Origin of the sequence: Arthrobacter sp. Soil736 (assembly GCF_001428005.1) — a bacterium.
GTDB lineage: Bacteria > Actinomycetota > Actinomycetes > Actinomycetales > Micrococcaceae > Arthrobacter.
In genome coordinates, this window is record NZ_LMSB01000074.1 from 139,649 (window position 1) to 166,561 (window position 26,913).

A 26,913-nucleotide genomic window follows, 5' to 3' on the forward strand; every position below is an offset into this window, starting at 1 on the left:
GCTACGTGCCCGTCCTTGTGGGGTCCCGACACGTCACCGAGGCCAATTCCAAGCTCGAATCCACCGCACAGATAGCCAGGATTGGGGGACCCGCAGCGGGAGGGGCGCTCCTCACCGTCGTGTCGACCCCCGTGCTGTTCCTGGGGGAGGCCGCCGGGTACCTCCTCTCGGCCCTCTTCCTCGCCCGGACCCGCGACAGCGCGCAGCACCCGGCTCCGGCGAACAGGCGTCCGCTCGGCACCGAGATCAAGGAGGGCCTTGCGTTCGTGGTGAAGCACCCTTTGATCAGCCGCATCGCGGCCTGCACCGCAGGCATGAATTTCTGCGGCACACTGATCTTCACCCTCACACCCCTGCTTGTCCTGAGGGACCTCGGACTCGGGCCCCAGGGGGTGGGGCTGATCATGACCGCCGGCGCGGCCGGAGGCCTCCTGGGCGCGGTGGCCGCGACGCGGCTGGCAGCCCGGATCGGCGAAGGCACGGTGATACCGCTCTGCGCCGTGGCCAGTTCGGTGTTTCTGGTGCTGGTCCCCGCTGCCGCTATCGTCGACGAGCCCGCTGTCTCGCTGGTGCTCCTGCTCATTTCCGAATTCGGTTTCGGCGTCAATGTGCTCGTCTACAACATCATGCAGCTGACCATGCGCCAGAGGGTGTGTCCGCCCGGGCTGCTGGGCAGGATGAACGCATCCATCCGGTTCGCCGTCTGGGGCGTGATGCCGCTCGCGGCGCTGGCCTCCGGGTTCCTCGGCGAGCACAGCGGGCTTGTTCGAGCCATCTCAATCGGCGCGGCCTGCAGCTTCCTCGCGGCCTTCCCGGTGCTGTTGTCGCCGCTGCGGGGGAATGCGGAAGCTTCCGGACCAGGTGCCCGGGGCCTGATGGCTGTCAGGCGCCGGTGCGCGGCCTACGCCGCGGCGGCGCCGGCGGCACCTGTTTGGCGGCCACCACCAGGTCCAGGGAAATGACGACGTCGGAACTCCGGGTCCGCACGGTGCATTCGCCTTCGCCGCACTCCAGGAGGTCTCCGAGCGCGTCCGTGAAACCGCCGTCGACCCTGTAACGCACCACCACACGGGTTCCGGGCGGGGTGGCGGCCAGGAAGGTCCGGGGCGAAGGTGGTGTCTGACTCACGGGTTCAATCGTATGACGCTTCCCCGAGTGTGACGCGCCGCTTCGTTCGCGGTGCAGGCCTGGGAGATAATAGGCTCGGAAGTCGATAGTCCGGCATGCAGTCCGGAAGCAACAACCGGCCAGTCGCCGGAACCAACGTGGAGAGGCAAGGGACGTGACGTACGTAATCGCGCAGCCGTGTGTAGATGTCAAGGACAAGGCATGCATTGAGGAGTGCCCCGTCGATTGCATCTATGAAGGCGAGCGTTCCCTCTATATCCATCCCGATGAATGCGTCGACTGTGGTGCCTGCGAACCGGTCTGCCCGGTGGAAGCCATCTACTACGAGGACGACACCCCCGAAGAGTGGGCCGACTACTACAAAGCCAACGTGGAGTTCTTCGACGAGCTCGGTTCCCCGGGCGGCGCCGCGAAGGTGGGCAACACCCACACGGACCACCCGATGATTGCAGCACTGCCGCCGCAGAACCAGGATCACTGAGGCAGGCGCGTAGGTGACAACAGCTGTGCGTAGCTTCGGCCTGAGCCTTCCTGATTACCCGTGGGAGGCCATGGCGCCGTACCTCGCCAGAGCCGCTGAGCACCCGGGCGGAGCCGTCAACCTGTCCATCGGAACGCCCGTGGATCCCACGCCCGCGGTCATCCAGGAGGCCCTCCGGGCTGCTGCGGACGCCCCCGGCTATCCCACGGTCCACGGCACTCCTGCGCTGCGGGAGGCAATCGCCGGATGGTTTGCACGCCGCCGCGGCGTCGAGGGGCTCGATCCCCGGGACGTCATGCCCACCGTCGGTTCCAAGGAGCTGGTGGCGTGGCTGCCGTTCCTGCTCGGCCTGAAGCCCGGCGACGTCGTGGTCCGTCCCACGGTGGCGTACCCCACCTACGACATCGGAGCGACTTTTTCCGGAGCGACGGCAGTGGCCGCGGACGACCTCGATGAACTCGACGCCGCCACCCGGGCGAAGGTCCGGCTGGTCTGGGTCAACTCCCCGGGCAACCCCACCGGCAGTGTCCGGGACGCGGCGTCCCTGAGGAAGATCGTGGACCAGGCCCGTGAAATCGGTGCCCTCGTGGCCTCGGACGAGTGCTATGCCGAACTCGGTTGGGGGGAGTGGGACCTGCAGCGCAGAGGAGAAGCTGTTCCGAGCATCCTTGATCCCCGTGTGGCGGGCGGCTCCCACGACGGCCTCCTCGCGGTCTATTCGCTGAGCAAGCAGTCCAACCTGGCCGGCTACCGGGCGGCATTCGTTGCGGGGGATTCGGCCATCATGGCCAACCTCGTCAACAGCCGAAAGCACGCAGGAATGATCGTCCCCTACCCTGTCCAGGAAGCCATGCGGGTGGCCTTGGGCGACGACGGGCACGTGCAGGCACAGAAGGACCTCTACCGCGGGCGCCGTGAGCGGATCCTGCCCGCACTCGAAGGTTTCGGTCTGCAGATCCACGAGTCCTCCGCCGGCCTGTACCTGTGGTGCACCGCCGGCGAAGCAACCTGGGACACGGTCGCACGCCTCGCGGAGCGCGGGATCGTCGTGGGACCGGGAGTGTTCTACGGCGACGCCGGCAACGGTTATGTGCGGGTGGCGCTCACCGGATCCGATGAGCGGATCGACGCTGCTGTGGCCCGGCTGGCCGTCGCCCGTTAACAGCTGCCCCGTAACAATGGTGTGACACGCACCACAAGTGGGCCGTTTTAGGGGATATTTGGCGGTCGCGGATTAGTGGCACGTTGCAAGTGGCGGTACTTTTTAACTGACTATCAATGGTGGCTTTCTACAAGAAGGCAGCACGGCCGTTGGATTTCCCGCCCCTGCGGGATCCCCGCACGGCTCACCTGATGTTGGATCAAGCTTTCTACAGAGAGGCCCCGACGCCTCATGAGGAGACTCCATGACTGAGACCACCAGCGCAACCCTGCGCCATGCGGGCGGCGAGCTCGAACTCCCGCGCATCAAGGTTGTAGAAGGAAACGAAGGCTATGACGTTTCCAAACTGCTGAAGCAGACAGGCGCAGTAGCCTTTGACCCCGGCTTCATGAACACCGCGGCCACCACCTCGGCGATCACCTACATCGACGGCGACGCCGGCATCCTGCGGTACCGCGGCTACCCGATCGAGCAGTTGGCGCAGCACTCCAGCTTCCTGGAAGTTTCCTACCTGCTCATCTACGGCAACCTGCCCACGCCCACCGAGCTGGATGCCTTCGATCAGCGGATTCGCCACCACACCCTGCTGCACGAAGAGCTCAAGGGCTTCTTCAGCGGCTTCCCGCGTGACGCCCACCCGATGCCGGTGCTGTCTTCGGCCGTGTCCGCGCTGTCGACCTTTTACCAGGATTCGCTGGACCCCTTCAACGCCGAACAGGTGGAGGTTTCGACCATCCGCCTGATGGCCAAGATGCCGGTCATCGCCGCCTACGCGCACAAGAAGTCCATCGGTCAGCCCATGCTCTACCCGGACAACTCCCACAACCTCGTGGAGAACTTCCTGCGGCTGAGCTTCGGCCTGCCTGCCGAGCAGTACGAGATGGACCCGGTGGTGGCCAAGGCGCTGGACCTGCTGCTCATCCTGCACGCCGACCACGAGCAGAACTGCTCCACCTCCACGGTCCGCCTGGTCGGTTCCTCCAACGCCAACCTCTTCGCCTCCGTCTCCGCTGGCATCAACGCCCTCTTCGGCCCGGCCCACGGCGGCGCCAACGAGGCTGTCCTGAAGATGCTGCGCCAGATCCAGGCCGACGGCATCAAGCCCGAGGACTACATGGAGAAGGTCAAGAACAAGGAAGACGGCGTCCGCCTCATGGGCTTCGGGCACCGCGTCTACAAGAACTACGACCCCCGTGCCAAGATCATCAAGGCGACCGCGCACGAGGTCCTCAGCAAGCTCGGCGGCAACGACGAACTCCTGGACATCGCGATGCGTCTCGAAGAGAAGGCCCTGGGCGACGACTACTTCATCCAGCGCAAGCTCTACCCGAACGTGGACTTCTACACCGGCCTGATCTACAAGGCCATGGGCTTCCCGGAGAAGATGTTCACCGTCCTGTTCGCAATCGGCCGCCTGCCGGGCTGGATCGCGCAGTGGCGTGAAATGATCAGCGACCCCAACACGAAGATCGGCCGCCCTCGGCAGCTCTACACAGGAGAGCCCGAGCGGCACTACCCGGCCCGCTAAATCCCCACCGGCTCCCAAACCTCGCACGCTCGGTTCGGGCCCCTCGCCGGTGTGGGCCCATCACCGGCTCCCAAACCTCGCACGCTCGGTTCGGGCCCCTCGCCGGTGTGGGCCCACCACCGGCTCCCAAACCTCGCACGCTCGGTTCGGGCCCCTCGCCGGTGTGGGCCCTATCATCGGCCCAACGACGCCGGCCGCACACCCTCGAAGGGTGGGCGGCCGGCGTCGTTGTTGGCTAGGTTTCGGCAGGCTCAACCAGCGTCGTAGCCGTGCGGGTTGTTTTTCTGCCAGCGCCAGTGGTCCTCGCACATTTCGTCGACGGTCTTGGTGGTGGACCAGGACAGATCGGCCAGGGCCGAGGTCGCGTCCGCCCAGAAGGCCGGCAGGTCCCCGGCGCGGCGGCCCGAGACCTCGTACGGAAGCGCGCGGCCCACGGCTTTTTCGAAGGAGCGCAGGACCTCCAGCACGGATGAACCCTTGCCTGAGCCGAGGTTCCAGCGGAACACACCGTTGCGGCCGGCGATGTGGTCCAGCGCGGCAACATGGCCCTCGGCGAGGTCCACCACGTGGATGTAGTCGCGCAGGCACGTGCCGTCAGGAGTGTCGTAGTCGCCGCCGAACACCATGAGCTTCTCGCGCCGGCCGACGGCCACCTGGGCGATGAACGGGACGAGGTTGTTCGGGATGCCCTGCGGGTCTTCGCCGATGCGGCCTGAGGGGTGGGCGCCCACCGGGTTGAAGTAGCGCAGCAGTGCTATATGCCAGCGGTCGTCGGCGGCGCCGAGGTCCGACAGGATGTCCTCGATCTGTTCCTTGGTGCGGCCGTACGGGTTGTTCGCGCCGATTTCCATCTTCTCCACGTAAGGGACGGCATTGTGTTCGCCGTAGACCGTGGCGGAGGAGCTGAAGACGATCGAGCGGACCCCGTGCCGGTCCATGGCCCTGATGAGGTTCAGGGTCCCGACAAGATTGTTGTGGTAATACTTCAGCGGCTCGCGGACGGATTCGCCCACGGCCTTGAGGCCGGCGAAGTGGATGACGGCATCGATGCCGTGCCGGTCGAAGACGGCGTCGACGGCGGGCTCGTCCAGCAGGTCCACGTTGTGGAAGGCCGCTTCCTTGCCCGTGAGTTCCGCGACCCGGCGGAGGGACTCCTCGCTCGAGTTCACCAGGTTGTCGATGACGACCACCTCATGGCCGGCTTCCTGCAGGGACAATACGGTGTGCGAACCGATGTAGCCGGTGCCGCCCGTGACCAGAATTTTCATGCTCCCACGTTATCCCAACCGCATCGGCGGTTACCGACTGTTGCAGGCCATGGCGGTGAGACCGGGCCGCGGCGGGCCTACCCGGCGTCACTGCACAAGCGTGCTAAAAACAAGGGTGCCCAAAATAGTGGATGCGTCCGCCCGGCGCCAGGAGATTGTTGACGCCGTCTGCAGGATCATCGCCACCGACGGGCTGGAACGTGCGTCCCTGCGTGAAGTGGCTGACGAGGCAGGGCTGGCAGTGGGCTCCGTGCGGCACTACTTCGGGACCAGCGAGGAGTTGCTCGCCTTCACCTTCTCGGCCGTGGTGGACCGCATCCTCGCCCGCCTTGCCACTGCCCTGGCCGGGGTGTCCAGCGCATCCCGCCCCGGGGAGCAGCACGAGGCAGTCTTAACCCTGCTGAGCGAGTTCCTTCCCCTGGACGAAGAGCGTGCCCTGGACGCCTGTGCGTGGCTCGCCTTCAAGAATGCGGCGCGGATCCGGCCCTTTCTTGCCGCAGAAGCGGACCGGAGCCACCGGGCGGTGGCCGCCGTCGTCGGACAGTTGATCACCCGCCTCCTGGCCGGGGACGATCCGGCAGGGGACGTTCTGGCGGGGGACGACGGCGGGGAACAGCTGGTCACCGAGGCGGAGCGCCTTCTTGCCACCCTGGACGGGCTGACGATGCACGCACTCCTGCAACCGGCGTGGCTGACCCGGGAAATGTGCCGGGATGTGCTCGAATCGCATCTGGCGGGGCTTCGCAGGACCGCCGGCGTCAGCCATTAACCTCCCCGGGCTGGGGGAATAGACTGAAAGCCGGAGAGCGGGTTGCCGGATAAGCGGGGGCGAAGATCAAGATGCCAAGGAGGCATACGGATGCAGCACACAGGCGGTCCAGGCTGGCGAATCACCATGGACACGTCAGGGCCCATGCTCATTGCCCTTTACATACGTGACGTCTCAGGCTTGGACGGTGCGGGTTTTCCGGCCCTTTCCCATGCCGCGCCTAAAGTCCGGCACGCCGATCACTCCCACCTGACCGCGGAGGTGGGTGGCATCAGCGCGCTCAAGACGGAGTGGGAAGCCTGGTGGGAACAGCTCCTGAAGGCCCATCCGCAGATGTCCCCGGAGATGTCGCCGCCGGGCTTCCGGTCCTTTGCCAATTCCCCTGCGCTCCGGCGGGTCCTGCAGGCGCACTTCGGGGCCGCCCTGACGTGGGCCCGGGAGCGCCGGAAGGAATACGCTGAACTGGAGGCCGAACGCGTGGCCGGCGGGTCCGCGCATCTGCTGGAGGACATCGTTGAGGACCGGCTCCTTGAAGTCGGACGGAATTCGCGGGACTTCGACCTGACCATCATTGAACTCCCGCTCGATGAGCAGCGAGCGTGGTTCCTGGAACCGGACAAGATCATCATGAGCCACGATCTGTTGTCCCAGCCCGAGGTCTTCCGGAGCTACGTGCAGCCGGTAGTGGAAATCCTGGTCTAAGCCGGGGCGTCGGCAAAGGTGATCAGCACCCTGCCGTCGGAGGCGTCCGAGTCCTGCCATCCGTTCCGGGCCTGCCGGTCCCAGCTTTGTCCGTCCACCTCGACACGGGTCACGGCGAACTCCTTGGCGTTGGCCACCGCCCAGTGCGCCAGCGACCACGCCAGGTCATCCGTTGCCTCCAGTTCGAGGGTCCGGCCGGACTCCGTAGCGGGAATGCCTCCGTACACGGACTCCGCCTCGGCGAGCAGGGCCCTGGGGTCACCGGCGGCGTCGGGAGTGCGCAGCGTGCAGTCAAGGGCCCCGTGGGCCTGGCCGCTCAACGCCGAGGCGAAGGCGCGGCCCATGGCCTCGTGCTGGGCGTACGCGCGCGGGTACGCCGAACGCTGGACCCGCTGCGCGGCTTCGGTGACCGCCATGGTCGCGTAACCGGGCACCTCCACGAGAGCGTCGTAAAACGCATTCGTAGCGTGGTGCGGATCCATCACCTGTTCCTGTGTGCCCCAGCCCTGCGAAGGCCGCTGCTGGAACAGGCCCCTGGAGTCCGGTCCCGCCAGATCGCCGTGGCCGATGTTCCTCAGCTTGGACTCCTGCATGGCCGTGGCCAGGGCAATGCTCGCCGCGCGCGGCGGCAGGCCCCGGCGCACCGAGACGGCGGTGATCAGGGCCGCGTTGGCGGCCTGGTCGGTGGCCAGTTCAGCACGCTGCGTACCGACGACGGCGGTGCACCCTTCGGTGACCAGCTGCTCCGAGCGCTGCAGCAGTGCCGCTGCCGTGTAGATGCCGCCGGCGACGAGTACGAGGGAGAGGACCGCGACGATCGCGGCGCGCAGCTTGCGCCTGCGTGTCACGTACTTACTCCCTCGGGCCCTCGTCAGGCCGGTAGATGCCGGTGCTGGCTGCACCCGGGCGGTCAGTTGGCGTGCAGGGCGTCGTTCAGCTCCACGGTCTGGCCCTTGCGCGGCAGGACTTCCACCTCACCGGTGGTGGAGTTGCGGCGGAAGAGCAGGTTGGGAACGCCGGAGAGTTCCACGGCCTTGACGATTTTGGAGGTGTCCTCGCCGTCGGCGTCTTTCGGACCGACCACGCGGACCCGGGTGCCGGCGGTGACATAAAGCCCTGCCTCCACCACGGAATCGTCGCCGATGCTGATGCCGACGCCGGAGTTTGCGCCCAGCAGCACCCGCTGGCCCAAAGCGATCTTTTCCTTTCCTCCGCCGGAAAGGGTGCCCATGATCGAGGCGCCGCCGCCGATGTCGGTGCCGTCGCCCGCTACAACACCGGCCGAGATGCGGCCTTCCACCATGGAGGTGCCCAGCGTGCCGGCGTTGAAGTTGACGAAGCCCTCATGCATGACCGTGGTGCCTTCGGCGAGGTGGGCGCCGAGCCGTACGCGGTCGGCGTCGGCGATGCGGACGCCAGCCGGGACAACGTAGTCAACCATGCGGGGGAACTTGTCGACACCGTAGACAGTGACTGCGCCGCGCCTGCGGAGCTTGGCGCGCGTCAGCTCAAAACCGTCCACGGCGCAGGGGCCGAAGTTGGTCCAGACGACGTTCGGGAGCTTGCCGAAGATGCCGTCCAGATTGATGGTGTTGGGCTTGACGAGGCGGTGCGACAGGAGGTGGAGGCGGAGGTAGGCATCGGCGGTGTCCGTCGGTGCTTCGTCCAGGTTGACCTGCACGAACACGACCTTCTGCTCGGTGCCGCGGTCCGCATCTGTTCCCTCGGCGGCAATCGCGGCCAGGGATTCGTCAGCGTTTTCGACGGCGCGGAGGCTTTCGGCGGCCACCCCGAGGGCGGGGGCCGGGAACCAGACATCCAGCACCGTGGCGTCACCGCTCCGGGTGGCGATGGTGGCCACTCCGAATCCGTAGGCCGAACGGGAGTCGTCGGACAGCGTCTGGGCAGCGGGCACGGCAGAAGAAGCGGTTTCAGTCATGGCCCCAGTGTATCGAGACGACGCGCACGCACCGAAACCTGCCGCCTCCCGACCGGTCGCAATTGACGCCGATCCATCGCCGGGTTCTTTGCGCCTGGTTCCTGGCGCGCCTGGTTCTCGGTGCCGGGAACGTCGTCAGCTGCGACATAGCCGGGAGCGCGCGGCGATAGAGTTGGATGGTGATTGCCGAAACAGCCCCTGTAACCCTTGATCTGCGCCAGGACGTGGCCCTGCTGACGTCTGCGCTCATCGACATCAACAGCGTGTCGGGCAACGAAAGCGCGCTTGCCGACGCCGTGGAGTCCGCGCTCCGCCAGCTTCCCGGCCTCAAGCTGGTCCGGGACGGGGACTCGATCATCGCCCGCACGGACCTCGGCCGGGCCGAACGCGTGATCCTGGCAGGCCACCTGGACACGGTGCCGTTGCCTGTGACGGAGGGCTCGCTCGGAACGGTTCCGTCCAGCTGGCCTTCAGGCGTTCCGGGCGAGGGAGTGCTCTACGGCCGCGGCGCCACCGACATGAAAGGCGGCGTTGCGGTGCAGCTCGCACTCGCCGCGTCTATGTTCGACGGCGGCGCGAAGCCGTCCAAGGACGTCACGTTCGTTTTCTACGACCACGAGGAAGTGGAGGCCGTCAAGAGCGGCCTGGGCCGGCTGGTCCGCAATCACGGGCATCTGCTGGAGGGCGACTTCGCCATCCTGCTGGAACCGACGGACGGCAACGTCGAAGGAGGCTGCAACGGAACCATGCGGTTTGAAGCCACCACAGCGGGGGAGGCCGCCCACTCGGCGCGTGCATGGATGGGGCGCAACGCTATCCACGCCGCGGCGCCCATCCTGGAACGGCTCGCAGCGTACCAGCCCCGGACCATCAACGTGGACGGCCTGGACTACCGCGAAAGCCTGAACGCCGTGAAGATCCACGGCGGCACCGCCGGCAACGTCATTCCCGACCGCTGCGTGGTGGAGATCAACTACCGCTTCGCGCCGGACAAGACGCCAGACCAGGCAGAGGCCCATGTGCAGGAGCTGCTCGAAGGATTCGATGTGGTCCGCACGGATAGCGCCGCCGGCGCGCGGCCCGGACTGCACCACCCCGCCGCCGCGTCCTTCGTGGCCGCAGTGGGAGCCGAGCCCAAACCCAAATACGGCTGGACCGACGTCGCGCGTTTCAGCGAGCTCGGCATCCCGGCAGTGAACTTCGGCCCCGGTGATGCGCTGCTGGCGCACAAGGACAACGAACATGTGGAGGCCGAGGCCGTCCGGACCTGCCTCCGCGCACTGCAGACGTGGCTTTCCTGATCAGCTGTTTCGCCTGAAAGGCTGAGTACTCCGTACACACAGAAGGTCCGCAACCATTCGGTTGCGGACCTTCTGTCATTGCGCCCGCGGACTTGGCGGGTTATTTCACAGGTTTACTTCGCTGGCTTACTTTGCTGGCTTACTTCACGACGGTGGAGACGCCGGCCGTGGGGGCCTTGGCCACGCCGCCGGCGGCCTTCTTGGAACCGCGGCGCTCAATCCAGATGGCGAGGCGGGACACTGCAAGGTTGATGGCGATGTAGATGGCCGCCGCGACGAAGAACACCGGGAACAGGAACTGCGGGCCGAGGAAGTCCGCCATCACCTGCACCGCGCGCAGAAGTTCGCCGTACGCAACGATGTAACCCAGTGACGTGTCCTTCAGCAGGACCACGAGCTGGGCCACCAGGGACGGCAGCATGCGCCTGATGGCCTGCGGCAGTTCAACGCTTAGCCGGGACTGGAAGCTGGTCAGGCCGATCGCCAGGCCGGCTTCGCGCTGGCCTTTGGGCAGGGACTGGATGCCGGCGCGGATGATCTCGGCAAAGATGGCCGAGTTATAGAGCACCAGGCCGGCAACAACTGCAACGAACGAGCTCGTGGCGAACACGAGCAGCACGAACAGCATCATCAGGACCACCGGCATGCCGCGCAGGAATTCCAGAACAATCCTGGTGGGGACCCTGATCCAGGCGATATCCGAAATGCGCATCAGGCACACAAGAAGTCCCAGCGGGAAGGCGATGACAGCTGCGATGGCGGCGGCACTCAACGTGGCGCTCATGCCGTTAAAGAGCAGCGACCAGACGTCCGCCTGCCCGAAGATCGCCCACCGCTGTGCTTGGAAGATTCCCTGCTGGGCGAGCGTGACAATGGCAAGCGCGAGCAGGCCGCCGATGACGATGACGCCGACGATCGAGCCGATCAGGGAGATTCTGCGGGCTTTGGGGCCCGGGACGTCGTAGAGAACTGAAGTCATCGGGCGATCGCCACCTTTCGTTCGACCTGGTGAGCGACGTAGCCCAGCGGCACGGTGATCAGGAGATAGAAGAATGCCACGCCCACGAGAACCCACATGACGGCGTCACCGTGATCGTTAGCCAGCTGCTTTCCGTAGCCGAACAGCTCCAGGACGAAGAAGGCGCCAGCCACGGAGGAGTTCTTCACAAGGGCGATCAGGATGTTGATCAACGGCGGAACCACCGTGCGCAGGGCCTGCGGCAGGATGATCAGGGACAGCACCTGGCCGAACGTCATGCCGATGCTGCGCGCGGCCTCGGCCTGGCCCAAGGGGACGCTGTTGACGCCCGAGCGGACTGCTTCGGCGATGAAGGCAGCCGTATAAGCGCTCAGCGCGATGATGGCGGCGACCTCGAACTGCTGGAAGGTCACGCCCAGCCGGGGCAAGACGACTGCCGCAAAAAAGAAGGCGATGGTCAGCGGGGTGTTACGCACCACCTCCACGTAAGCCATGCTGAATCCGCGGAGGGCCGCCACGGGTGAAACGCGCGCGGCGGCCAGGAGTGTGCCCACTACAAGGGCAATGATGCCGGACACGACGGCCAGGAACAGGGTTCTGAGAAAGCCGTCCCAGTACTGCGGGAGGCTTTCAATGATGACGTCCATAGGGTCCTTCAGCTGCGTTCGTGGGGAATGATCGGAAAACGGAAGCGGCGGTTACCGGGGCCGTGGAATGCACAGCCGCAGGTAACCGCCACACCGGTTTAGTAGCGGTCGATCGCCGGGAGCTCCGGTGCCGTCTTGATGACAGCGCCGGCTGTGGCTTCCCAGGCCTTCTTGTAGGAGCCGTCCTTGGCGAAGCCTTCCAGCTGGTCGTTGATCCAGTTGCGGAATTCGGTGTCGTCCTTCTTCACGCCGATGCCGTAGGGCTCCTTCGTGAACGTCTCTTCGGAGGCCAGCTTGAAGGCGTCCGGTTCCTTGTTGACGAAGCCGGCCAGGATCACGTTGTCTGTGGTGATTGCTTCAACCTGCTTGTTCCGCAGCGGCTCAAGGCAGGCCGAGTAGGTGGCCGCAGGCACCAGGACCGCGCCGTACTTCTCCACGATGGTGGAGGCAGGAGTGGACCCGGTCACGGAGCAGACGTTCTTGCCCTTGACGTCCTCGGGCTTGGTGATGGACGTGTTGTCCTTGTTCACCATGAGCGCCTGGCCTGCCTCGTAGTACGGGCCGGCAAAGGACACTTCGGTCTTGCGCTTGTCATTGATGGTGTAGGTGGCGACGATCAGGTCCACCTTGCCCTGCTTGATGAACTGCTCGCGGTTGGCGGAGACGGTTTCGACCCATTCGATCTTGTCAGCGGCGATTCCCAGCTTGGCTGCGATCAGCTTCCCGATTTCCACGTCAAAGCCCACCGGCTTGCCGTCGAGGCCCTTCTGGCCGAACAGGGGCTGGTCAAACTTGGTGCCGATGGTCACTTTGCCGGCAGAAGAGAGCTTTTCCATGGTGGAACCGGCTGCGAAGCTCGGCTTTTCAACGGGGGAGGGGCTGGTGCCGCCGCCGGTGCCGCCGCCGCCGCAAGCGCTCAGTGTCAGGGCAAGGGCTGCGGATGCTGCTACCAGAAGGGATTTCCTGCGGGTCAAAAATGCCTTCATGACATTCCTTTCATTGGGCGGCCGTCCTGGACGGCCTGGGGGTGCGAAGTGGGGAGTCGTCAGTGCGTGAGGAGCTTGGAGAGGAAGTCCTTGGCGCGGCTGCTCTGCGGATTGGTGAAGAATTGCTCCGGCGTGGCGTCCTCCACGATCTGGCCGTCCGCCATGAAAACCACGCGGTCCGCGGCCTTGCGGGCGAAGCCCATCTCGTGGGTCACCACGATCATGGTCATGCCTTCCTTGGCCAGCTGGATCATGACGTCCAGGACTTCGCTGATCATCTCCGGGTCCAGCGCCGAGGTGGGCTCGTCGAAAAGCATGACCTTGGGCTTCATGGCCAGTGCGCGTGCGATGGCCACACGCTGCTGCTGGCCGCCGGAGAGCTGGGCCGGCAGCTTGGGTGCCTGGTGGCCGACTCCGACGCGCTCCAGCAGGGCCATGGCGTCCTTGTCAGCCTCCGCCTTGGACATTCCCTTTACCTTGATGGGGCCGAGGGTCACGTTTTCCAGGATGGTCTTGTGCGCGAAAAGGTTGAACGACTGGAAAACCATTCCGACGTCGGCACGGAGGTGTGCGAGCTCCTTGCCTTCTTCGGGAAGCTTCTTGCCGTCGATGGCGATATCGCCGTCATCAATGGTTTCGAGGCGGTTGATGGCTCTGCACAGGGTGGACTTACCCGAGCCTGACGGCCCGATGACCACAACGACCTCGCCCTTGCGGACCTGGAAGTTGATGTCCTTCAGAACGTGCAGCTGGCCGTAGTGCTTATTGACGGCATTCAGGGAGACGAGGGCATCGCCGGGCACTTGAGTAGTCATGACTACGAATCTAGCGAACATTGGTCACATATGACCGCAATCACTCCAATTTCCTGCGGATCGTAATTCAAGAGATACCTGCAGGTCAGCAGGTTAGCCTTAGGTGATGAGCATCAACGCAGATCCGTCAAAATCCGTTCAGCCCCGCCGCAAAGGGCCCCTCGAGCTCCGCCGCAAGCAGGCAGCGGTTGAGATGTCGGACCAGCGGCTGCTCGACACCAAGGGCCCCGGGCATTTCATCCACACGGACCCGTGGAGGGTGATGCGGATCCAGAGCGAGTTCGTGGAAGGCTTCGGGGCGCTGTCGGACCTGGGCCAGGCCGTCAGCGTATTCGGTTCGGCGCGTACCAAGCCGGGCAGCATGTTCTACGAGATGGGTGTTGAGGTGGGACGCAAACTGGCGGAAGCCGGCGTGGCGGTCATCACCGGTGGCGGCCCGGGATCGATGGAGGCGGCCAACCGCGGTGCCGTGGAAGGCAACGGCGTGTCCGTCGGCCTTGGCATCGAGCTGCCGTTCGAGCAGGGGCTGAACCAGTGGGTAGACCTGGGGATCAACTTCCGGTACTTCTTCGCCCGGAAGACCATGTTCGTGAAGTATGCGCAAGGCTTCATTGTCCTGCCCGGCGGACTCGGCACCCTCGACGAGCTCTTCGAGGCCATGGTGCTGGTGCAGACCCAGAAGGTGACCTCATTCCCGATCGTCCTCCTGGGCAAGGACTTCTGGGGTCCGATGATGGAATGGATCAAGGGGACACTGGTTGCCGAGGGCATGGTGTCCGAGAAGGACATGGACCTGGTCCAGCTTGTGGACGATCCGGAAGAGGCCGTCAACCTGGTCCTGCACGGCCACGTCCGCCCGCCGTCCACCAACGGGAACCAGCGGCCTGAGTAGCAGCGGCACCGGCGTCTGGCACGATGGGTGATGTGAGTTTCTTCCTCGTCTTCCTTGCCATCGTCCTGATTGGCGCGACAGCCCTGATCGGGACCGACATCGGGGCAGGCCTCATGCGGAAAAGGCGCTCCCGAAACCAGCTGATCGACGACGGTTTCGATGAGCCCGTGGCGTCGCTGCCCCCGGTCCTGCTGCCCGCCGATGCCAAGCCCGCCGACGTCGACCACGTCCGGTTTTCGCTGGGTCTTCGCGGCTACCGGATGGACCAGGTTGACGAGGTGCTCGATGACCTCCGCGACCAGATCGCGTCCAAGGAAGAGCAGCTCGCGTCCAAGGACGCCGAGATCGAGCGGCTCCGGGAGCAGGTCCGGGCCAGTGACCTGAGCGCTGCGGCCGAGGATCGGCCTTGAACGGTCATGCCCCCGGTCCCGGCTCCGCTTCCGGACCTGCTTCGCGCAGGCCCGAGGCGCCGTCCGGGGCGCTCAGGTCCGCTCCGGCCGGCGGAATAACCAGTGCGCTGAGTGCGGTCTCGTCGTCGCTCGCCGCGCGGGCCGGCCGCTGGCCGTGGTGGGCCCAGGTGGCGGCGATCTATGCGGGTGCCCGGCTGGTCAGCGCCTGCATCTTCATGTCGGCGGCGCTGCACCAGGGGGTGAATCCCTGGTTCCCGGCCAAGCCCGACTACTGGAACTTCATCAACATCTGGGACGCCCGCTGGTACGGCGAAGTCATTTCCGGCGGGTACCCGTCCGAGTTGCCGGCGGATGACGCGGGGAACGTCCAGGAAAACACGTGGGCCTTCTATCCTTTGTTCCCCGCGCTGGGGCGGATGCTGTCGGGCGTCTCGGGGATGAGCCCGGCGGCCGCCCTCACGGTCATCGCGATGCTCGCGGGCCTCGCCGCATCGCTGGTGATCTATACGCTGTTCCGCCACAGGGCCGCGCACGGGACGGCTCTTTGGGGGGTGGCGTTCTTCGCTACGTTCCCCGTGTCCCCGGTGCTGCAGGTGCCGTATGCGGAGTCCCTGAACATTCTTCTGCTTGCCTCAGCGCTGTTGCTCGTGGCGCGGCGGCAATACCTGTGGGCCATTCCTGTGGTTGTGGCAATGTGCCTTTCCCGGCCCACAGGCGTGCCGTTCGCCGCGACCGCCGGGATCCTGTTCCTTTACCGCTCGGCGGAGGCCTGGCAGCACGCCCGGAACAAGGGTGCCGACGATGCCGGCGGCGCTGACTTACCGGACAACCCGCGGCGCGTCCACGGCCGGGCGGAGCTGTGGTCGCTGGCGGCGCTGACCGCGGTGAGCGGAGCCGCCGCACTCCTGTGGCCTGCCATCGCGTGGGCAACAACAGGGGACATCGAGGCCTACACCAAGACCGAAACGGTGTGGCGCGGGCACGACCTGGTGCCGTTCAAGCCGTGGTTCGACACCGGCGTGCTGCTGTTCGGCCCCGTCCTGGGCATCGTGGCGCCCTTCGTCTTCGTAGCGGCGTTCGCCCTGTTCATGATGTCCCGTCCGGTGCTGCGGCTGGGAACGGAACTCAGGCTCTGGTGCGTGTGCTACATGGGGTATCTCGTGGTTTTCCTGCATCCGCAGACCAGCACGTTCCGCATGTTGCTCCCGCTGTTTCCACTGGCTTTGGCCGCCGCGCTGGTTTCGAGGTCCCGGGCCTACCGGGGCACGGTGATCACCATGTTCGTCCTGCTGCAGATCGTGTGGGTGGTGTGGCTCTGGGCCTGGGCCCAACTCCCCGGAGGAGGGGACTATCCGCCCTGACCACTGCGCGGCCACGCCGCGCGGTGGCACCGGGAATCTGCAGCCGCACGGAATGTCCATCGATTAGCTACAGACGGGTAATTACAGGATAATAGAGGATGAGCAAGGACAAGAAGCATACGAAGTATTCAGCCATGGCGGCTGCCGAACCGGTCGCCATAGCGGCTTGTTTGACCATGCGGACTCAGCCCGGCCGGGCTGCTCAGTCCTGGGACTACTGGAGGGGATATTCCTCATGGCGGCTATGAAACCACGCACCGGCGACGGCCCTATGGAAGTAACCAAGGAGGGCCGCAGCCTCATCATGCGTGTGCCGCTCGAAGGCGGAGGGCGGCTCGTGGTTGAACTCAATGCCGCCGAGGCGGCCAACCTGAAGGAATGCCTCGTCGGCGTCACCGAATAATGTGTCGGGCAGGGTCCGCAGCCAGCAGGCTGCGGACCCTGCCTTTACTTCTTAACCGCTACCAGCAGCCCGTCTCCGGTGGGCAGCATCGCGGAGGAGAGCCGGTCGTCGTCGCGCACGGACTTGCCAACCTGGCGCAGCACAACAGTGGTGGCGTCGCGCGCCGCGGGATTGGACACGCGGTCCTTGTCCAGGGCGTCGTTGACGATCAGGAGGCCGCCGGACTTGAGCAGGCGGACGGCCTGCTCAACGTAGCGGGGAAAGTTGGGCTTGTCGCCGTCGATGAACACGAGGTCGTAGGCGGCATCGGTCAGCCTCGGCAGGACATCGCCTGCGCGGCCCGAAATAGTGCGCGTCCGGTTGGCAGGGCTGCCGGCTTCCTGGAATGCCTCACGCGCGGCCTTGAGATGCTCGACGTCCACATCGATGGTGGTCAGCACGGCCTGTGGGCCGAGCCCGCGGAGGATGCACACGCCGGACACCCCGGCGCCAGTGCCGATCTCGACGGCGGTCTGCGCCTTTGACGCGGCCGCCAGCACTGTCAGGACTGCCCCGACGCCGCGTCCGATCGGGGTCACGCCCAGCTCGAACGAACGTTCCCGGGCGCGCAGCAGGACCTCATCCTCGGCAGGCAGATCTTCTGCATAGGACCAGCTCGTGGACTTATCGGCGCTCATGGGTATTCGCTTTCTGGGCGGGAGGGGGCATGTTTCTTACAGCGTACTTGGTCGGGCGGTGCGCAGCCGGAAGGTGACGGCGGGGTGGCCTGTGATGGCGGATACTGTCGGGCTCCCGGCAGCCTCGGCACCGGTCCGGTGACGCGCCGGAACCCGGTTGACGCCTCCGGTGTTGCGCTTTGGGCTAAAGGGGGACCCGTAGTCAGGAAATTCCCAGCCATCTTTGAAATGATGGTTATCCGCTCATCCAAGTGGTGATCGGCGCCGAACCAATGATGTCAACCACATCAGGCGTTAGTACATCCACGAGGGGAGTGGACGATGTCAGGATCAGTTGTGGCAGCTGTCCCTACAATTGAAGAGCCCGCAGCCGACTGGGTCATGCCCACCTGGGAAGAAGTGGTGACAAACCACTCCGCCAAGGTTTACCGGCTTGCGTACCGGCTCACCGGCAACAAGTACGACGCCGAGGACCTCACCCAGGAAGTGTTTGTCCGGGTCTTCCGTTCCCTGGCCAACTTCAAGCCCGGAACACTGGACGGCTGGCTGCACAGGATCACCACGAACCTTTTCCTGGACCAGGCCCGGCGCAAGAGCCGGATCCGCTTCGATGCCCTGGCGGAGGATGCCGAATCTCGGCTGCCGGGCCGGGAACCGGGGCCGGAGCAGAGCTTTGAGCTGAACAACCTGGACCTTGACGTGCAGGCCGCCCTGGAGGAACTCCCGCCGGACTTCCGCGCAGCGGTAGTGCTGTGCGACCTTGAGGGCCTGTCCTACGACGAGGTCGCCGAAGCCCTGGGCGTGAAACTCGGTACGGTGAGGTCGCGTATCCACCGTGGCCGGACCATGCTGCGTGAGAAGCTCGCCCACCGCGACCCGAGGCCCCAGCAGTCCCGCAAGCCGCGGTTGAAGTTGCCCCGCATCGCCGGCGTTCTCTGATCGGCGCCATGGGTCATTTGCATCGCTTACTGGGGGGGCTTAAGGACAAAACGGCATCTCTGCACGTCGCTGCGGCGCGCCACCCGAGGACAACAGATCATGTCCGCCAGTGCGCCGATTGCGCCGCCGCGCTCCGGCGGCAGCGCCAGTACCTTGAAAGGCTCCGCGAGGCCGCCATCCCCGCGGCCAGCGACGAACTGACGGCGCGGCTGCTGGTGCAGACGCAGCAGCTTGCCATGGCGCCCGCCGCGGCCGCTCCACGCACCAGTCCCCTCAGGCTGGCAGGTCTTGCCGGCGGCGTTGCCGTCGTGGCCGCCGGGGCCGTCGCGGCGGGAGCGTACCTGTCCGCCGGTGAACCACCGCAGTATGCGGCCTCCGCCGGCGCAGCTTCCGTTTCCGGAGGGTCCGGGCACATCGGCGCCGGTGACAGTCCGGACCGGGACGATACCGCCGTGACTGGCGCGGCCGGGAACGGATCGGAGGCCAGCGAGGCGGAAAGCCGGCTGGCGAACCTGCGCTCCCACGGCTGGGCGTGTCCTGACCTCAAGGCCATGGGCTTCCGCATTGTGTCCGCAACGACGACGGTGCGGGGCGGCCATCGCGCCGTTGAATTGCGGCTCTCGGACGGCCGGCATATCGCGACGATCCTGGAACAGCACTCCGCGACGACGCCCGCCGAAGGCCAGGACGCGGCCGCATCGCCAACCGTGCCAGCCCCGCTGGACTCTCCGGTCAACCCCCTGACGGGCCACCCCGCCAGGCTGGACGGGTTCGTCGCCGTCGGCGCCGCCGGCGGTGAGGCGGGGGGAAGGCTCTGGATCAAGGCGGCCGCGCCCTGGAGCGCGATCTACCAGGCGTCCGGAACCACGTTCACCTACATGTCCGACCTGCCGGCCGATGCGGCCGACGACGCCGTGGCGGCGCTGGCGGCGGCGGGCCTGGCAGCGGATCCCGGCCTCGTGGCGAACGCGCGGCCGGATGCGGGTGCGGACAGCCCCGGCGCTGAATCCATCCTCGACCGCGTGGGGCGCGGACTCCGCAAGATGGCACGGCAGTTTGCGAATTGACATGCATCCCGGCTGTGCCGGCGGGCCGAATACGGCCGTGACCGGCATCAAATCGTCGCCACGTCCCAGGAGAGGGTAATCTTCCTAAAGTGTTTGGAATCAACGGCCCGGAGTTTCTTCTTCTGCTGCTCATCGGCATTCTGGTGATCGGCCCCCAGCGGCTGCCCGAATACACCCAGAAGCTGGCCAACCTGGTCCGCGAAGTGCGCCGGATGGCGTCCGGCGCGCGGGAGCAGATCAAGGAAGAAGTCGGCATCGACATCGATGAAGTCGACTGGAAGAAGTACGATCCCCGCCAGTACGATCCGCGCCGCATCATCAAGGAAGCGCTCCTCGACGACGACACGAAGCCGGTCAGCCCTGGAGCGCCTTCCAGCGGAACCGCTTCCACCGCGGCCGCCGTTTCCGGTGCGGTGGCTGCGGGAGAATCGTCGCCGGAATCCCGCATCAGGCCGTTGCTTGAACGCCTGCCCGACGGCGTGCCCGCACCTTTCGACACGGAAGCCACCTAGGCGGTCAATTAGGCACCGCGGTCACTTAGGCACTCAGCTCAGCGGGGCTGCAGCCCCAGGGACATTCCGGTGAGGCCGCGCGGTTTGGCCGCAAGTATTCCGGCGATCCCGGACAGCGCCGCCGCTGCGGGCGTTTCGGGCCGGCCGAGCACGATGGGCTGGCCCGAGTCCCCGCCTTCCCTCAGGAGGATGTCCAGCGGGATCTGGCCCAGCAACGGCACGTCCTTGCCAGTCGCGGCGCTCAGCCGTTCGGTGAGCGACTGCCCGCCGCCGCTGCCGAACAGTTCCATCCGGCCGCCGTCGGGCATTTCCAGATACGACATGTTCTCGATGACCCCCGCCACTGTCTGCCCCGTCTGGGTGGCGATGGCACCTGCCCGCTCGGCCACATCGGCCGCGGCGGCCTGGGGGGTGGTGACCACCAGGATCTCGGCTTTGGGAAGCAGCTGCGCCACCGAAATGGCGATGTCGCCGGTGCCGGGAGGCAGGTCCAGGAACAGGACGTCCAGGTCGCCGAAATAGACGTCGGTGAGGAACTGCTCGAGTGCCCGGTGCAGCATCGGTCCCCGCCAGGCGACCGGCTGGTTGCCCGTGACGAACATGCCGATGGAGATGACCTTCACGCCGTAGGCCACCGGGGGAAGGATCATGTCGTCCACCCGGGTGGGCGGCTGCGTGATGCCCATCAGGGCCGGAACCGAGAAGCCGTAGACATCGGCATCCACGATGCCCACGCGCAGGCCCTGGGCAGCCAGGGAGCAGGCCAGGTTGACGGTCACGGAGGACTTTCCCACCCCGCCCTTGCCGCTGGCCACGGCAAACACCTTCGTCAGCGATCCCGGCTGGTTGAACGGGATGCCCCGCTGGCCGCCGGGACCGCGGAGCTGCTCCTTCAGCGCGTCGCGCTGGGCCTGGGTCATGACCTTCAGGTCGACGTCGACGGCGGTGACGCCGGGAACCGCCAGCAATGCGGCCTCGGAATCCCTCGTGATGGTGTCCCTGAGGGGGCAGCCCGCAATGGTGAGCAGCACCGCGAGACGCACCGTGCCGTCGTCGGAAATCTCCACGGAATCGACCATGCCCAGTTCCGTGATGGGGCGGCGGAGTTCCGGATCGATGACGGTTGCCAGGGCAGCGTTGACTGCCTCAACGAGGGCGGTGCTCATGCTGTGGGTACTCAGCTTTCGGGAGAGGTGGGACGCGGCTGGGCCGATCGGCTCTGGCGCGTCTTGTCCGGCTTGACCTTGGGTATCTGCTGCGTGCGCGGATTGCGTTGCCGCTCCCGCTTTTCCTTCAGCTTTTCCCTGACCAGTTCACGGGGGGACTCGTGGCTGCCGGGCCCGGAGGCCTCGTGGGTGCGCAACTCCTCCTGCGCCTCCAGGAGGTCTTCGAGCATGCTGCGGAGTTCAGCCCTGACGTAGTCGCGGGTGGCCACTTCACGCAGCGCGATGCGCAGCGACGCCAGCTCCCGGGTCAGGTATTCGGTGTCGGACAGGTTGCGCTCCGCACGCTGGCGGTCCTGCTGGAGGGAGACGCGGTCGCGGTCGTCCTGGCGGTTCTGCGCCAGCAGCAGCAGCGGCGCCGCGTAGGAGGCCTGCAGGGAGAGCATCAGGGTCAGGAGCGTGAAGCCGAGCTCAACCTTGTCGAACTGCCAGGCGGTGGGGGCGAACGTGTTCCAGACCAGCCAGAACAAACAGAACACGGTCATGTACAGCAGGAACTGCGGCGTGCCCATGAAGCGGGCAAACCCCTCGGTGGCATGGCCGAAGGCATCGGGATCCGGTTTGAACTTGGGCAGGATGCGCTGCCGGCCGCTCAGCGGTGTGTCCAGGCTCCCCTTGCCCGCGGCCTTTCCTGGCGTCCGCGGACCGGCGCCCTTTGCAGTGTGTTCAGCCAATGCGGCCTCCAAGCCTTCTGATGGGAGCTTCGCCGTCATTGGCCCGCCAGTCATCCGGCAGCAGATGATCCAGGACGTCATCAACGGTCACGGCCCCCACCAGCCGGCCGGCCTGGTTGACCACGGGTAGCGAGTTCAGGTTGTAGGTGGCCAGGGTGCGGGCCACTTCGCTGATGTGCGCCTGGTCCGAAAGCGGCTCCAGGTTCTTGTCCACGAGGTTGCCGAGCGGCTCGAACGGCGGATAGCGCAGCAGTTGCTGGATGTGCACCACGCCGAGGAAGCGGCCGGTGGGAGTTTCCAGCGGCGGCCGGGCGATGAAGATGGACGAAGCCAGGGCAGGGGACAGCTCTTCGCGCCGGACGTGGGCGAGTGCCTCGGCCACCGTGGCCTCGGGCGGCAGGATGACCGGAACGGGGGTCATCAGGCCGCCGGCCGTGTCTTCGTCGTATTCGAGCAGGCGGCGGACGTCTTCCGCACCTTCCGGCTCCATCAGCTGCAGCAGTTCCTCGGCCTGCGCGGAGGGGAGTTCACCGAGGAGGTCGGCGGCGTCGTCGGGGTCCATCTCCTCCAGGACATCGGCCGCGCGCTGGACGTCCAGGGCGGAGAGGATCTCCACCTGGTCGTCTTCCGGCAGCTCCTGCAGGACGTCGGCGAGGCGTTCGTCCTGGAGTTCGCTCGCGACTTCGAACCGCCGCTTGTCGCTCATCTCCTGCAGCGCCTCGGCGAAGTCGGCCGGCTTGAGGTCCTCGTGGTTGGCGACGAACTGCGTGGCGGCCTGGGGCTCGGTCTTGGCGCCCTGGTGCGCGTCCGCCCAGTCGATGATCATGGTTTCGTTGCGCCGGAGCCTGCTCAACGGGGCCAGCGAATGGCCGCGCCGGACGAACAGCTTGCTGACGAACCAGTCGCCGGAGCGGTGCTGGTCCATCGCGATGTCTTCGATGGTGGCGTCACCGCTGCCGTCCCGTAGCGTGACGCGGCGGTCGAACATCTCTGCCACCACCAGGGTCTCGGCGCCGCGCTGTTCGAAGCGGCGGAGGTTGACCAGGCCGGTGCAGATGACCTGGGTCTGGTCGATGGAGGTAATCCGCGTCATGGGAACGAAGACGCGCTTCTTGCCGGGCACCTCGACGACGATGCCCACCACATGGGGGGCGCCGCGGGTTCCGCGCGAGAGCACCACGACGTCGCGCAGCCGGCCCAGACGGTCGCCCAGGGGGTCGAAGACGTCCAGTCCCAGAAGGCGTGCAACGAAGACGCGGGTAGGATTTGTGCTCACCACTACAGGCTACCGAGTCTGCTCTCTTTTAGCTGAATTTTCAGCTCGCACACATCCTTATGGGCAAGAATGGGTGTATGTCAAACATTTTTGGTGGTCCCAAGGCTGGTGTCCCGAACGGCTCCGATGAATCCCGGACAGTCCCCACCGGGGATACCGTCGGCAGGTATACCTCCTACCTGGATGCCCAGAAGGCTGTCGACTACCTCGCCGACCAGCAGTTTCCGGTGCAGATGGTGTCCATCGTGGGCAATGACCTGAAGATGGTGGAACGGGTGACCGGGCGGCTCAGCTACCCCCGCGTGGCACTTTCGGGTGCGCTGAGCGGCATGTGGTTCGGCCTCTTCGTCGGAGTCATGCTTTCCTTCTTCACGCCTGCCGGCGGGACGTTCTCGATCATCAGCTCCGTCCTGATGGGCGCGGCGTTCTTCATGCTGTTCGGGATTGTCACCTACGCCGCGCAGCGCGGCAAGCGTGACTTCACGTCCACCAGCCAGGTGGTGGCGACCAACTATGACGTCGTGGTGTCCTTCGAGGCCGCACATGAGGCCCGCCGGCTGCTGCAGCAGCTGCCCATGTCGCCGTCGGACGCCTCGGGCGGTGCCCGGCCCGCGACCTACACACAGCGCGACTACCACGGCCAGCCCTACCAGCAGCAGTCCGGCCAGCAGCAGCCCGGTCAGCAGGGTCCGGCGCCGCAGGGTCCGGCACCGCAGCGGCCCGCCGGGTGGAACGACCCCTATGGCCAGCGGCAGGATTCCCAGCCGCAGGGTGCACCGTCTGAGGGAACCCCGGTCCAAGGCCCCCAGGTTCCGGGCGCACCGGTTGCGGGTGCACCCCAGTACGGGGCCGTCGAGGGTCAGCCGGGCCAGACCCCGGAAGGCACCCAGACCCCGGACGCCGGGCAGCGCGCGGGCCAGCGGCCTGCGGCGGTCCGCTATCCGGACCTGCCGGACGGACGCCCGCAGTATGGCGTGCGCGTGAGCGATCCCAGCCAGGCGCCGCAGCGCAAGGACGACGAGCAGCGCTAGCAGCCCGACGGCACGAATAAGGCAGGGTCACCGGACGGTGGCCCTGCCTTATTCGTGCCCTTGCGCTCTTGCTAGTGCCGGGCCGTGCAAATCGCCGGCCAGGGGCTAACTCCGGGCGTCGAGCTCCTGGTAGATTCCCGCCATCCATGCCTCGACGTCGTCGGCCGTGCGGGGCAGTGCGGCGCTGAGGTTGACGGGGCCGTCGGCCGTCATCAGGATGTCGTCCTCGATGCGCACGCCAATTCCGCGGTACTCCTCAGGGATGGCCAGGTCCTCGTTCTTGAAGTACAGGCCGGGTTCGATCGTGAAGACCATTCCCTCGGCCAGCACACCGTCGAGGTAGAGTTCCCGCTTGGCCTGCGCGCAGTCGTGGACGTCGAGGCCGAGGTGGTGGCTGGTGCCGTGCGGCATCCAGCGGCGGTGCTGCTGCCCCTGCTCGCTGACGGCTTCCTCGACCGGCACCGGAAGCAGGCCCCACTCGGCGAGGCGTTCCGCGAGGACCGTGGTGGCGGCTGTGTGGATGTCACGGAACTTGGTGCCGATCTGCGCTGCGGCGAATCCGGCGTCGGCCGCGTCAAGAACTGCTTCGTAGACCCTGCGCTGGACCTCGGAGAAAGTGCCGTTGGCCGGGAGCGTGCGGGTGATGTCCGCGGTGTAGAGGGAGTCGGCTTCGACGCCGGCGTCCAGCAGGAGCAGCTCGCCGGCGTTGATTTTGCCGGTGTTCCTGGTCCAGTGGAGCACGGTGGCGTTGTTGCCGGCGGCGGCGATGGTGTCGTAGCCGAGTTCGTTGCCTTCCTCGCGGGCACGGGCGAAGAAGGCGCCCTCCACCACGCGCTCGCCGCGGAAGTGGGTCAGCGCGCGGGGCAGCGCCTTGACCACTTCGGTGAAGCCCTCAGCCGTGGCGGCCACTGCGATCCGCATCTGCTCGACTTCCCACTCATCCTTGATCAGGCGGAGTTCGGAGAGGGCCTCGGAGAGCTTCTCGTCCAGGGCGTCCAGCACGCCGAGGTCCAGGTTGTCCGGGTCCTTGGCCGTGTTGTAGCGGGCCGTGTCCACGAGGGCGTCGATGTTCTCGTCCACCTTGCGCACCAGCCGGATCGAAACGCCGCCGATTTCCGGGGCGCCCACATTCTTGGTGATGGCCATCTCAAGTTCGTCGATGTGCGCTGTCGGGAGGCCAAGGCGCGCCTCAAACTCGGCCAGAGTGGGGCGTGCGCCGATCCAGAATTCGCCGGACCGCGAGTCGGCGTAGAACTGCTCGGTGTCCCGGCCGGCCAGCGGGCGGAAGTAAAGGGTGGCTCGGTGGTTCGCGCCGTCGTCGCCGGTGCCTTCCTCGACCGGTTCGAAAATGAGCACGGCATCGGGCTCATGGTCGAGGCCGAGGCCGGTGAGGTGCGCGAAACCGGAGTGCGGCCGGAAGCGGTAGTCGCAGTCGTTGGAGCGGACTTTCAGCGGGCCGGCCGGCAGCACCAGGCGTTCACCTTTGAACTGTTGGGAGATGGCGCGGCGCCTTCGGGCGGCGTGGTCGGCAACGGCGTCGCGCGCAGGGGTCACCTGCGGGGACGGCGCCCAGTTACTGGCCATGAAGGCCTTGAAGGCCTCGGAACTGGGCCGCTGCGAGCGGTTATTGACCCGCTCTTCTAGAGGCTGGGAAGCGGAGTCTTGGGTGTTTTCTGCGTCGTTCACCGTCCCATAGTCTCACCAGCCACGCAGCTTAGGCCAACACCGCCCCGCATAGGGAAAACGGCCTGTCCGGCCGCATCGGCCACGCATCTACTAGGCTGGGCAGGTGAGGATAGATTTGCACGCCCACTCGAACATCTCGGACGGCACGGAAGCGCCGGCCGCGGTGATGGCGGCCGCGGCTGCGGCGGGGCTGGACGTCATTGCCCTGACGGACCATGACTCCACCGACGGGTGGGCCGAGGCAGCCCGCGGTGCAGTCGAAAACGGGGTGGCGCTGGTGCCCGGCATGGAGATTTCCTGCCGGACAGACCAGGGGATCAGCGTCCATCTGCTGAGCTACCTGCACGACCCCACCCACGAGGGGCTCCTCGAAGAGATCACCAAGGCCAAGGACGCACGCCTCACCCGGGCCGAACGCATGGTCACGCTGTTGGCCGAGGACTACCCCCTGAGCTGGGACGACGTGATCCACCACGTGACGCCCGGGGCTACCCTGGGACGGCCGCACATCGCCGATGCGCTCGTGGCCGCAGGTGTGGTCGCGGACAGGTCCGAGGCCTTCACCTCGATCCTCACCTCCCACTCGCGGTACTTCGTGCAGCACTATGCGCCGGAGCCGGCCCTCGCCGTCGAGCTGGTCCGCGCGGCAGGGGGCGTCCCGGTCTTCGCGCATCCGGTGGCGTCCGCGCGTGGGCGCGTCGTGGGGGAGCGCACCTACCGGGAAATGATCGAGGCCGGCCTTGCCGGCCTGGAGGTCGATCATCGTGACAACCCCGAAGAGGGCCGGGAGTTCCTGCGGCGCCTCGCAGCGAAGCACGGCCTCCTCATGACGGGATCGTCCGACTACCACGGCACGGGCAAACCGAACCGGCTGGGCGAATACCTGACGGCACCGGAGGTCTTCGCGCGGATCGAAGAGCTCGGCACGGGCACGCCGGTCATCCGCTGACCGCCATTTCCCAACTAACACGAAAGTAGAAGTCGGTTAGGCCGCCGGGGACGGAGTGAGGGTGACGGTGAAGCCAAGGCTGTTGAGTTTGCTGATGGCGTTGTTTCT

29 protein-coding genes are annotated in these 26,913 nt (G+C 66.3%); 16 read left to right on the top strand and 13 right to left on the bottom strand.

All coding sequences use genetic code 11. The features are described from left to right. The first annotated feature begins 5 nt into the window (after nt 1-5). Nucleotides 6-962, top strand: a complete 957-nt coding sequence (locus tag ASG92_RS26855) for an MFS transporter (RefSeq protein ID WP_056636110.1) — start codon at nt 6-8, stop codon at nt 960-962. Here ASG92_RS26855 and ASG92_RS27960 read toward each other — a convergent pair. After that, nucleotides 883-1,128, bottom strand: a complete 246-nt coding sequence (locus ASG92_RS27960) for a hypothetical protein (RefSeq protein WP_240987331.1) — start codon at nt 1,126-1,128, stop codon at nt 883-885. The two genes, ASG92_RS26855 and ASG92_RS27960, sit on opposite strands and share 80 nt — an antisense overlap. A 154-nt stretch (nt 1,129-1,282) precedes the next feature. Between ASG92_RS27960 and fdxA the strand changes: the two genes are divergently transcribed. From fdxA to ASG92_RS26870, 3 genes are all read left to right on the top strand, one after another. Further along, entirely contained in the window at nt 1,283-1,609 is a 327-nt protein-coding gene (fdxA, locus tag ASG92_RS26860) for a ferredoxin (RefSeq protein WP_056636113.1), read from the top strand. Nucleotides 1,610-1,622: 13 nt separating this feature from the next. Next, nucleotides 1,623-2,771: a succinyldiaminopimelate transaminase gene (dapC, locus tag ASG92_RS26865; protein ID WP_056636116.1), complete on the top strand. Its 1,149-nt coding sequence runs from the start codon at nt 1,623-1,625 to the stop codon at nt 2,769-2,771. A gap of 244 nt (nt 2,772-3,015) precedes the next feature. Then, nucleotides 3,016-4,299, top strand: a complete 1,284-nt coding sequence (locus ASG92_RS26870; protein WP_056636119.1) for a citrate synthase — start codon at nt 3,016-3,018, stop codon at nt 4,297-4,299. Between the two features lie 251 nt (nt 4,300-4,550). Here the strand turns inward: ASG92_RS26870 and galE are convergent, their stop codons facing one another. Continuing rightward, complete coding sequence (gene galE, locus ASG92_RS26875; protein WP_056636121.1) at nt 4,551-5,567, bottom strand: UDP-glucose 4-epimerase GalE; 1,017 nt, start codon at nt 5,565-5,567, stop codon at nt 4,551-4,553. Between the two features lie 115 nt (nt 5,568-5,682). Between galE and ASG92_RS26880 the strand changes: the two genes are divergently transcribed. After that, the gene (locus tag ASG92_RS26880; RefSeq protein WP_056636124.1) at nt 5,683-6,336 is read left to right on the top strand and encodes a TetR family transcriptional regulator C-terminal domain-containing protein; all 654 of its coding nucleotides are present in this window, start codon (nt 5,683-5,685) and stop codon (nt 6,334-6,336) included. A gap of 90 nt (nt 6,337-6,426) precedes the next feature. Next, nucleotides 6,427-7,038 (top strand): hypothetical protein, encoded by a 612-nt coding sequence (locus ASG92_RS26885; RefSeq protein WP_056636127.1) that lies wholly within the window; start codon nt 6,427-6,429, stop codon nt 7,036-7,038. Here ASG92_RS26885 and ASG92_RS26890 read toward each other — a convergent pair. Both ASG92_RS26890 and dapD read right to left on the bottom strand, forming a co-directional pair. Beyond that, nucleotides 7,035-7,886: a hypothetical protein gene (locus ASG92_RS26890; RefSeq protein ID WP_056636130.1), complete on the bottom strand. Its 852-nt coding sequence runs from the start codon at nt 7,884-7,886 to the stop codon at nt 7,035-7,037. The genes ASG92_RS26885 and ASG92_RS26890 overlap by 4 nt on opposite strands. 62 nt (nt 7,887-7,948) lie before the next feature. Next, a complete protein-coding gene (gene dapD / locus ASG92_RS26895; RefSeq protein WP_056636133.1) occupies nt 7,949-8,977 on the bottom strand; it encodes a 2,3,4,5-tetrahydropyridine-2,6-dicarboxylate N-succinyltransferase in 1,029 nt (342 codons plus the stop codon). 176 nt (nt 8,978-9,153) lie between these two features. Here dapD and dapE point away from each other — a divergent pair, with 176 nt between their 5' ends. Then, nucleotides 9,154-10,278, top strand: a complete 1,125-nt coding sequence (gene dapE / locus ASG92_RS26900; protein WP_157372521.1) for a succinyl-diaminopimelate desuccinylase — start codon at nt 9,154-9,156, stop codon at nt 10,276-10,278. Between the two features lie 139 nt (nt 10,279-10,417). Here the strand turns inward: dapE and ASG92_RS26905 are convergent, their stop codons facing one another. The 4 genes from ASG92_RS26905 to ASG92_RS26920 all read right to left on the bottom strand — a co-directional run bounded on the left by ASG92_RS26905 (nt 10,418) and on the right by ASG92_RS26920 (nt 13,705). Then, nucleotides 10,418-11,257: an amino acid ABC transporter permease gene (locus ASG92_RS26905; protein ID WP_056636136.1), complete on the bottom strand. Its 840-nt coding sequence runs from the start codon at nt 11,255-11,257 to the stop codon at nt 10,418-10,420. Next, nucleotides 11,254-11,904: an amino acid ABC transporter permease gene (locus ASG92_RS26910; protein WP_056636138.1), complete on the bottom strand. Its 651-nt coding sequence runs from the start codon at nt 11,902-11,904 to the stop codon at nt 11,254-11,256. Before ASG92_RS26910 ends, ASG92_RS26905 begins: the two co-directional genes overlap by 4 nt. A gap of 98 nt (nt 11,905-12,002) precedes the next feature. Then, on the bottom strand, nt 12,003-12,890 hold the full coding sequence (locus ASG92_RS26915) for a glutamate ABC transporter substrate-binding protein (protein WP_056636140.1): 888 nt from the start codon (nt 12,888-12,890) through the stop codon (nt 12,003-12,005). Between the two features lie 59 nt (nt 12,891-12,949). Beyond that, nucleotides 12,950-13,705, bottom strand: coding sequence for an amino acid ABC transporter ATP-binding protein (locus ASG92_RS26920; RefSeq protein WP_056636198.1), 756 nt, complete (start codon nt 13,703-13,705; stop codon nt 12,950-12,952). 106 nt (nt 13,706-13,811) lie between these two features. Here ASG92_RS26920 and ASG92_RS26925 point away from each other — a divergent pair, with 106 nt between their 5' ends. The 4 genes from ASG92_RS26925 to ASG92_RS27965 all read left to right on the top strand — a co-directional run bounded on the left by ASG92_RS26925 (nt 13,812) and on the right by ASG92_RS27965 (nt 16,771). Beyond that, complete coding sequence (locus ASG92_RS26925; protein WP_056636143.1) at nt 13,812-14,597, top strand: TIGR00730 family Rossman fold protein; 786 nt, start codon at nt 13,812-13,814, stop codon at nt 14,595-14,597. A 23-nt stretch (nt 14,598-14,620) separates the two neighbouring features. Further along, nucleotides 14,621-15,007, top strand: a complete 387-nt coding sequence (locus tag ASG92_RS26930) for a DivIVA domain-containing protein (RefSeq protein ID WP_056636146.1) — start codon at nt 14,621-14,623, stop codon at nt 15,005-15,007. Between the two features lie 95 nt (nt 15,008-15,102). After that, complete coding sequence (locus ASG92_RS26935) at nt 15,103-16,368, top strand: hypothetical protein (protein ID WP_056636199.1); 1,266 nt, start codon at nt 15,103-15,105, stop codon at nt 16,366-16,368. A 235-nt stretch (nt 16,369-16,603) separates the two neighbouring features. After that, on the top strand, nt 16,604-16,771 hold the full coding sequence (locus ASG92_RS27965; RefSeq protein ID WP_009357720.1) for a DUF3117 domain-containing protein: 168 nt from the start codon (nt 16,604-16,606) through the stop codon (nt 16,769-16,771). Nucleotides 16,772-16,815: 44 nt separating this feature from the next. On the opposite strand, the gene ASG92_RS26940 is transcribed toward ASG92_RS27965, so the two are convergent. Next, nucleotides 16,816-17,448 (bottom strand): O-methyltransferase, encoded by a 633-nt coding sequence (locus ASG92_RS26940; protein WP_056636148.1) that lies wholly within the window; start codon nt 17,446-17,448, stop codon nt 16,816-16,818. Between the two features lie 321 nt (nt 17,449-17,769). Between ASG92_RS26940 and sigE the strand changes: the two genes are divergently transcribed. The 3 genes from sigE (at nt 17,770) to ASG92_RS26955 (ending at nt 19,966) form a co-directional block, all read left to right on the top strand. Further along, nucleotides 17,770-18,387, top strand: coding sequence for an RNA polymerase sigma factor SigE (gene sigE / locus ASG92_RS26945; RefSeq protein ID WP_056636151.1), 618 nt, complete (start codon nt 17,770-17,772; stop codon nt 18,385-18,387). An 8-nt stretch (nt 18,388-18,395) separates the two neighbouring features. Continuing rightward, nucleotides 18,396-19,454 carry a hypothetical protein gene (locus ASG92_RS26950; RefSeq protein ID WP_056636153.1) on the top strand — a complete coding sequence of 353 codons (1,059 nt, stop codon included), beginning with the start codon at nt 18,396-18,398 and terminating at the stop codon, nt 19,452-19,454. Between the two features lie 89 nt (nt 19,455-19,543). Beyond that, nucleotides 19,544-19,966 (top strand): hypothetical protein, encoded by a 423-nt coding sequence (locus tag ASG92_RS26955; protein WP_056636156.1) that lies wholly within the window; start codon nt 19,544-19,546, stop codon nt 19,964-19,966. A 38-nt stretch (nt 19,967-20,004) separates the two neighbouring features. On the opposite strand, the gene ASG92_RS26960 is transcribed toward ASG92_RS26955, so the two are convergent. From ASG92_RS26960 to ASG92_RS26970, 3 genes are read right to left on the bottom strand one after another with little or no spacing between them, the layout of a single operon-like run. Then, complete coding sequence (locus ASG92_RS26960; RefSeq protein ID WP_056636161.1) at nt 20,005-21,132, bottom strand: Mrp/NBP35 family ATP-binding protein; 1,128 nt, start codon at nt 21,130-21,132, stop codon at nt 20,005-20,007. Nucleotides 21,133-21,143: 11 nt separating this feature from the next. Then, complete coding sequence (locus tag ASG92_RS26965; RefSeq protein WP_240987332.1) at nt 21,144-21,902, bottom strand: DUF1003 domain-containing protein; 759 nt, start codon at nt 21,900-21,902, stop codon at nt 21,144-21,146. After that, complete coding sequence (locus ASG92_RS26970; protein ID WP_056636207.1) at nt 21,856-23,139, bottom strand: CBS domain-containing protein; 1,284 nt, start codon at nt 23,137-23,139, stop codon at nt 21,856-21,858. The genes ASG92_RS26965 and ASG92_RS26970 overlap by 47 nt, the downstream gene beginning before the upstream one ends. Nucleotides 23,140-23,216: 77 nt before the next feature. Here ASG92_RS26970 and ASG92_RS26975 point away from each other — a divergent pair, with 77 nt between their 5' ends. Further along, nucleotides 23,217-24,170: a general stress protein gene (locus ASG92_RS26975; protein ID WP_056636167.1), complete on the top strand. Its 954-nt coding sequence runs from the start codon at nt 23,217-23,219 to the stop codon at nt 24,168-24,170. A gap of 105 nt (nt 24,171-24,275) precedes the next feature. Here ASG92_RS26975 and ASG92_RS26980 read toward each other — a convergent pair whose 3' ends face one another. Continuing rightward, complete coding sequence (locus tag ASG92_RS26980; RefSeq protein WP_056636168.1) at nt 24,276-25,856, bottom strand: aminopeptidase P family protein; 1,581 nt, start codon at nt 25,854-25,856, stop codon at nt 24,276-24,278. Between the two features lie 103 nt (nt 25,857-25,959). Here ASG92_RS26980 and ASG92_RS26985 point away from each other — a divergent pair, with 103 nt between their 5' ends. Beyond that, the gene (locus tag ASG92_RS26985) at nt 25,960-26,805 is read left to right on the top strand and encodes a PHP domain-containing protein (protein ID WP_056636171.1); all 846 of its coding nucleotides are present in this window, start codon (nt 25,960-25,962) and stop codon (nt 26,803-26,805) included. Nucleotides 26,806-26,913 lie beyond the last annotated feature (108 nt).

Coding starts and splice junctions, on each gene's coding strand:
- ASG92_RS26870 (WP_056636119.1), top strand. CDS start 3,016: ATGACTGAGACCACCAGCGCAACCCTGCGCCATGCGGGCGGCGAGCTC.
- galE (WP_056636121.1), bottom strand. CDS start 5,567: ATGAAAATTCTGGTCACGGGCGGCACCGGCTACATCGGTTCGCACACC.
- ASG92_RS26885 (WP_056636127.1), top strand. CDS start 6,427: ATGCAGCACACAGGCGGTCCAGGCTGGCGAATCACCATGGACACGTCA.
- dapD (WP_056636133.1), bottom strand. CDS start 8,977: ATGACTGAAACCGCTTCTTCTGCCGTGCCCGCTGCCCAGACGCTGTCC.
- dapE (WP_157372521.1), top strand. CDS start 9,154: ATGGTGATTGCCGAAACAGCCCCTGTAACCCTTGATCTGCGCCAGGAC.
- ASG92_RS26905 (WP_056636136.1), bottom strand. CDS start 11,257: ATGACTTCAGTTCTCTACGACGTCCCGGGCCCCAAAGCCCGCAGAATC.
- ASG92_RS26910 (WP_056636138.1), bottom strand. CDS start 11,904: ATGGACGTCATCATTGAAAGCCTCCCGCAGTACTGGGACGGCTTTCTC.
- ASG92_RS26915 (WP_056636140.1), bottom strand. CDS start 12,890: ATGAAGGCATTTTTGACCCGCAGGAAATCCCTTCTGGTAGCAGCATCC.
- ASG92_RS26920 (WP_056636198.1), bottom strand. CDS start 13,705: ATGACTACTCAAGTGCCCGGCGATGCCCTCGTCTCCCTGAATGCCGTC.
- ASG92_RS26925 (WP_056636143.1), top strand. CDS start 13,812: ATGAGCATCAACGCAGATCCGTCAAAATCCGTTCAGCCCCGCCGCAAA.
- ASG92_RS26930 (WP_056636146.1), top strand. CDS start 14,621: ATGGGTGATGTGAGTTTCTTCCTCGTCTTCCTTGCCATCGTCCTGATT.
- ASG92_RS27965 (WP_009357720.1), top strand. CDS start 16,604: ATGGCGGCTATGAAACCACGCACCGGCGACGGCCCTATGGAAGTAACC.
- ASG92_RS26940 (WP_056636148.1), bottom strand. CDS start 17,448: ATGAGCGCCGATAAGTCCACGAGCTGGTCCTATGCAGAAGATCTGCCT.
- sigE (WP_056636151.1), top strand. CDS start 17,770: ATGTCAGGATCAGTTGTGGCAGCTGTCCCTACAATTGAAGAGCCCGCA.
- ASG92_RS26950 (WP_056636153.1), top strand. CDS start 18,396: ATGGGTCATTTGCATCGCTTACTGGGGGGGCTTAAGGACAAAACGGCA.
- ASG92_RS26960 (WP_056636161.1), bottom strand. CDS start 21,132: ATGAGCACCGCCCTCGTTGAGGCAGTCAACGCTGCCCTGGCAACCGTC.
- ASG92_RS26965 (WP_240987332.1), bottom strand. CDS start 21,902: ATGACGGCGAAGCTCCCATCAGAAGGCTTGGAGGCCGCATTGGCTGAA.
- ASG92_RS26975 (WP_056636167.1), top strand. CDS start 23,217: ATGTCAAACATTTTTGGTGGTCCCAAGGCTGGTGTCCCGAACGGCTCC.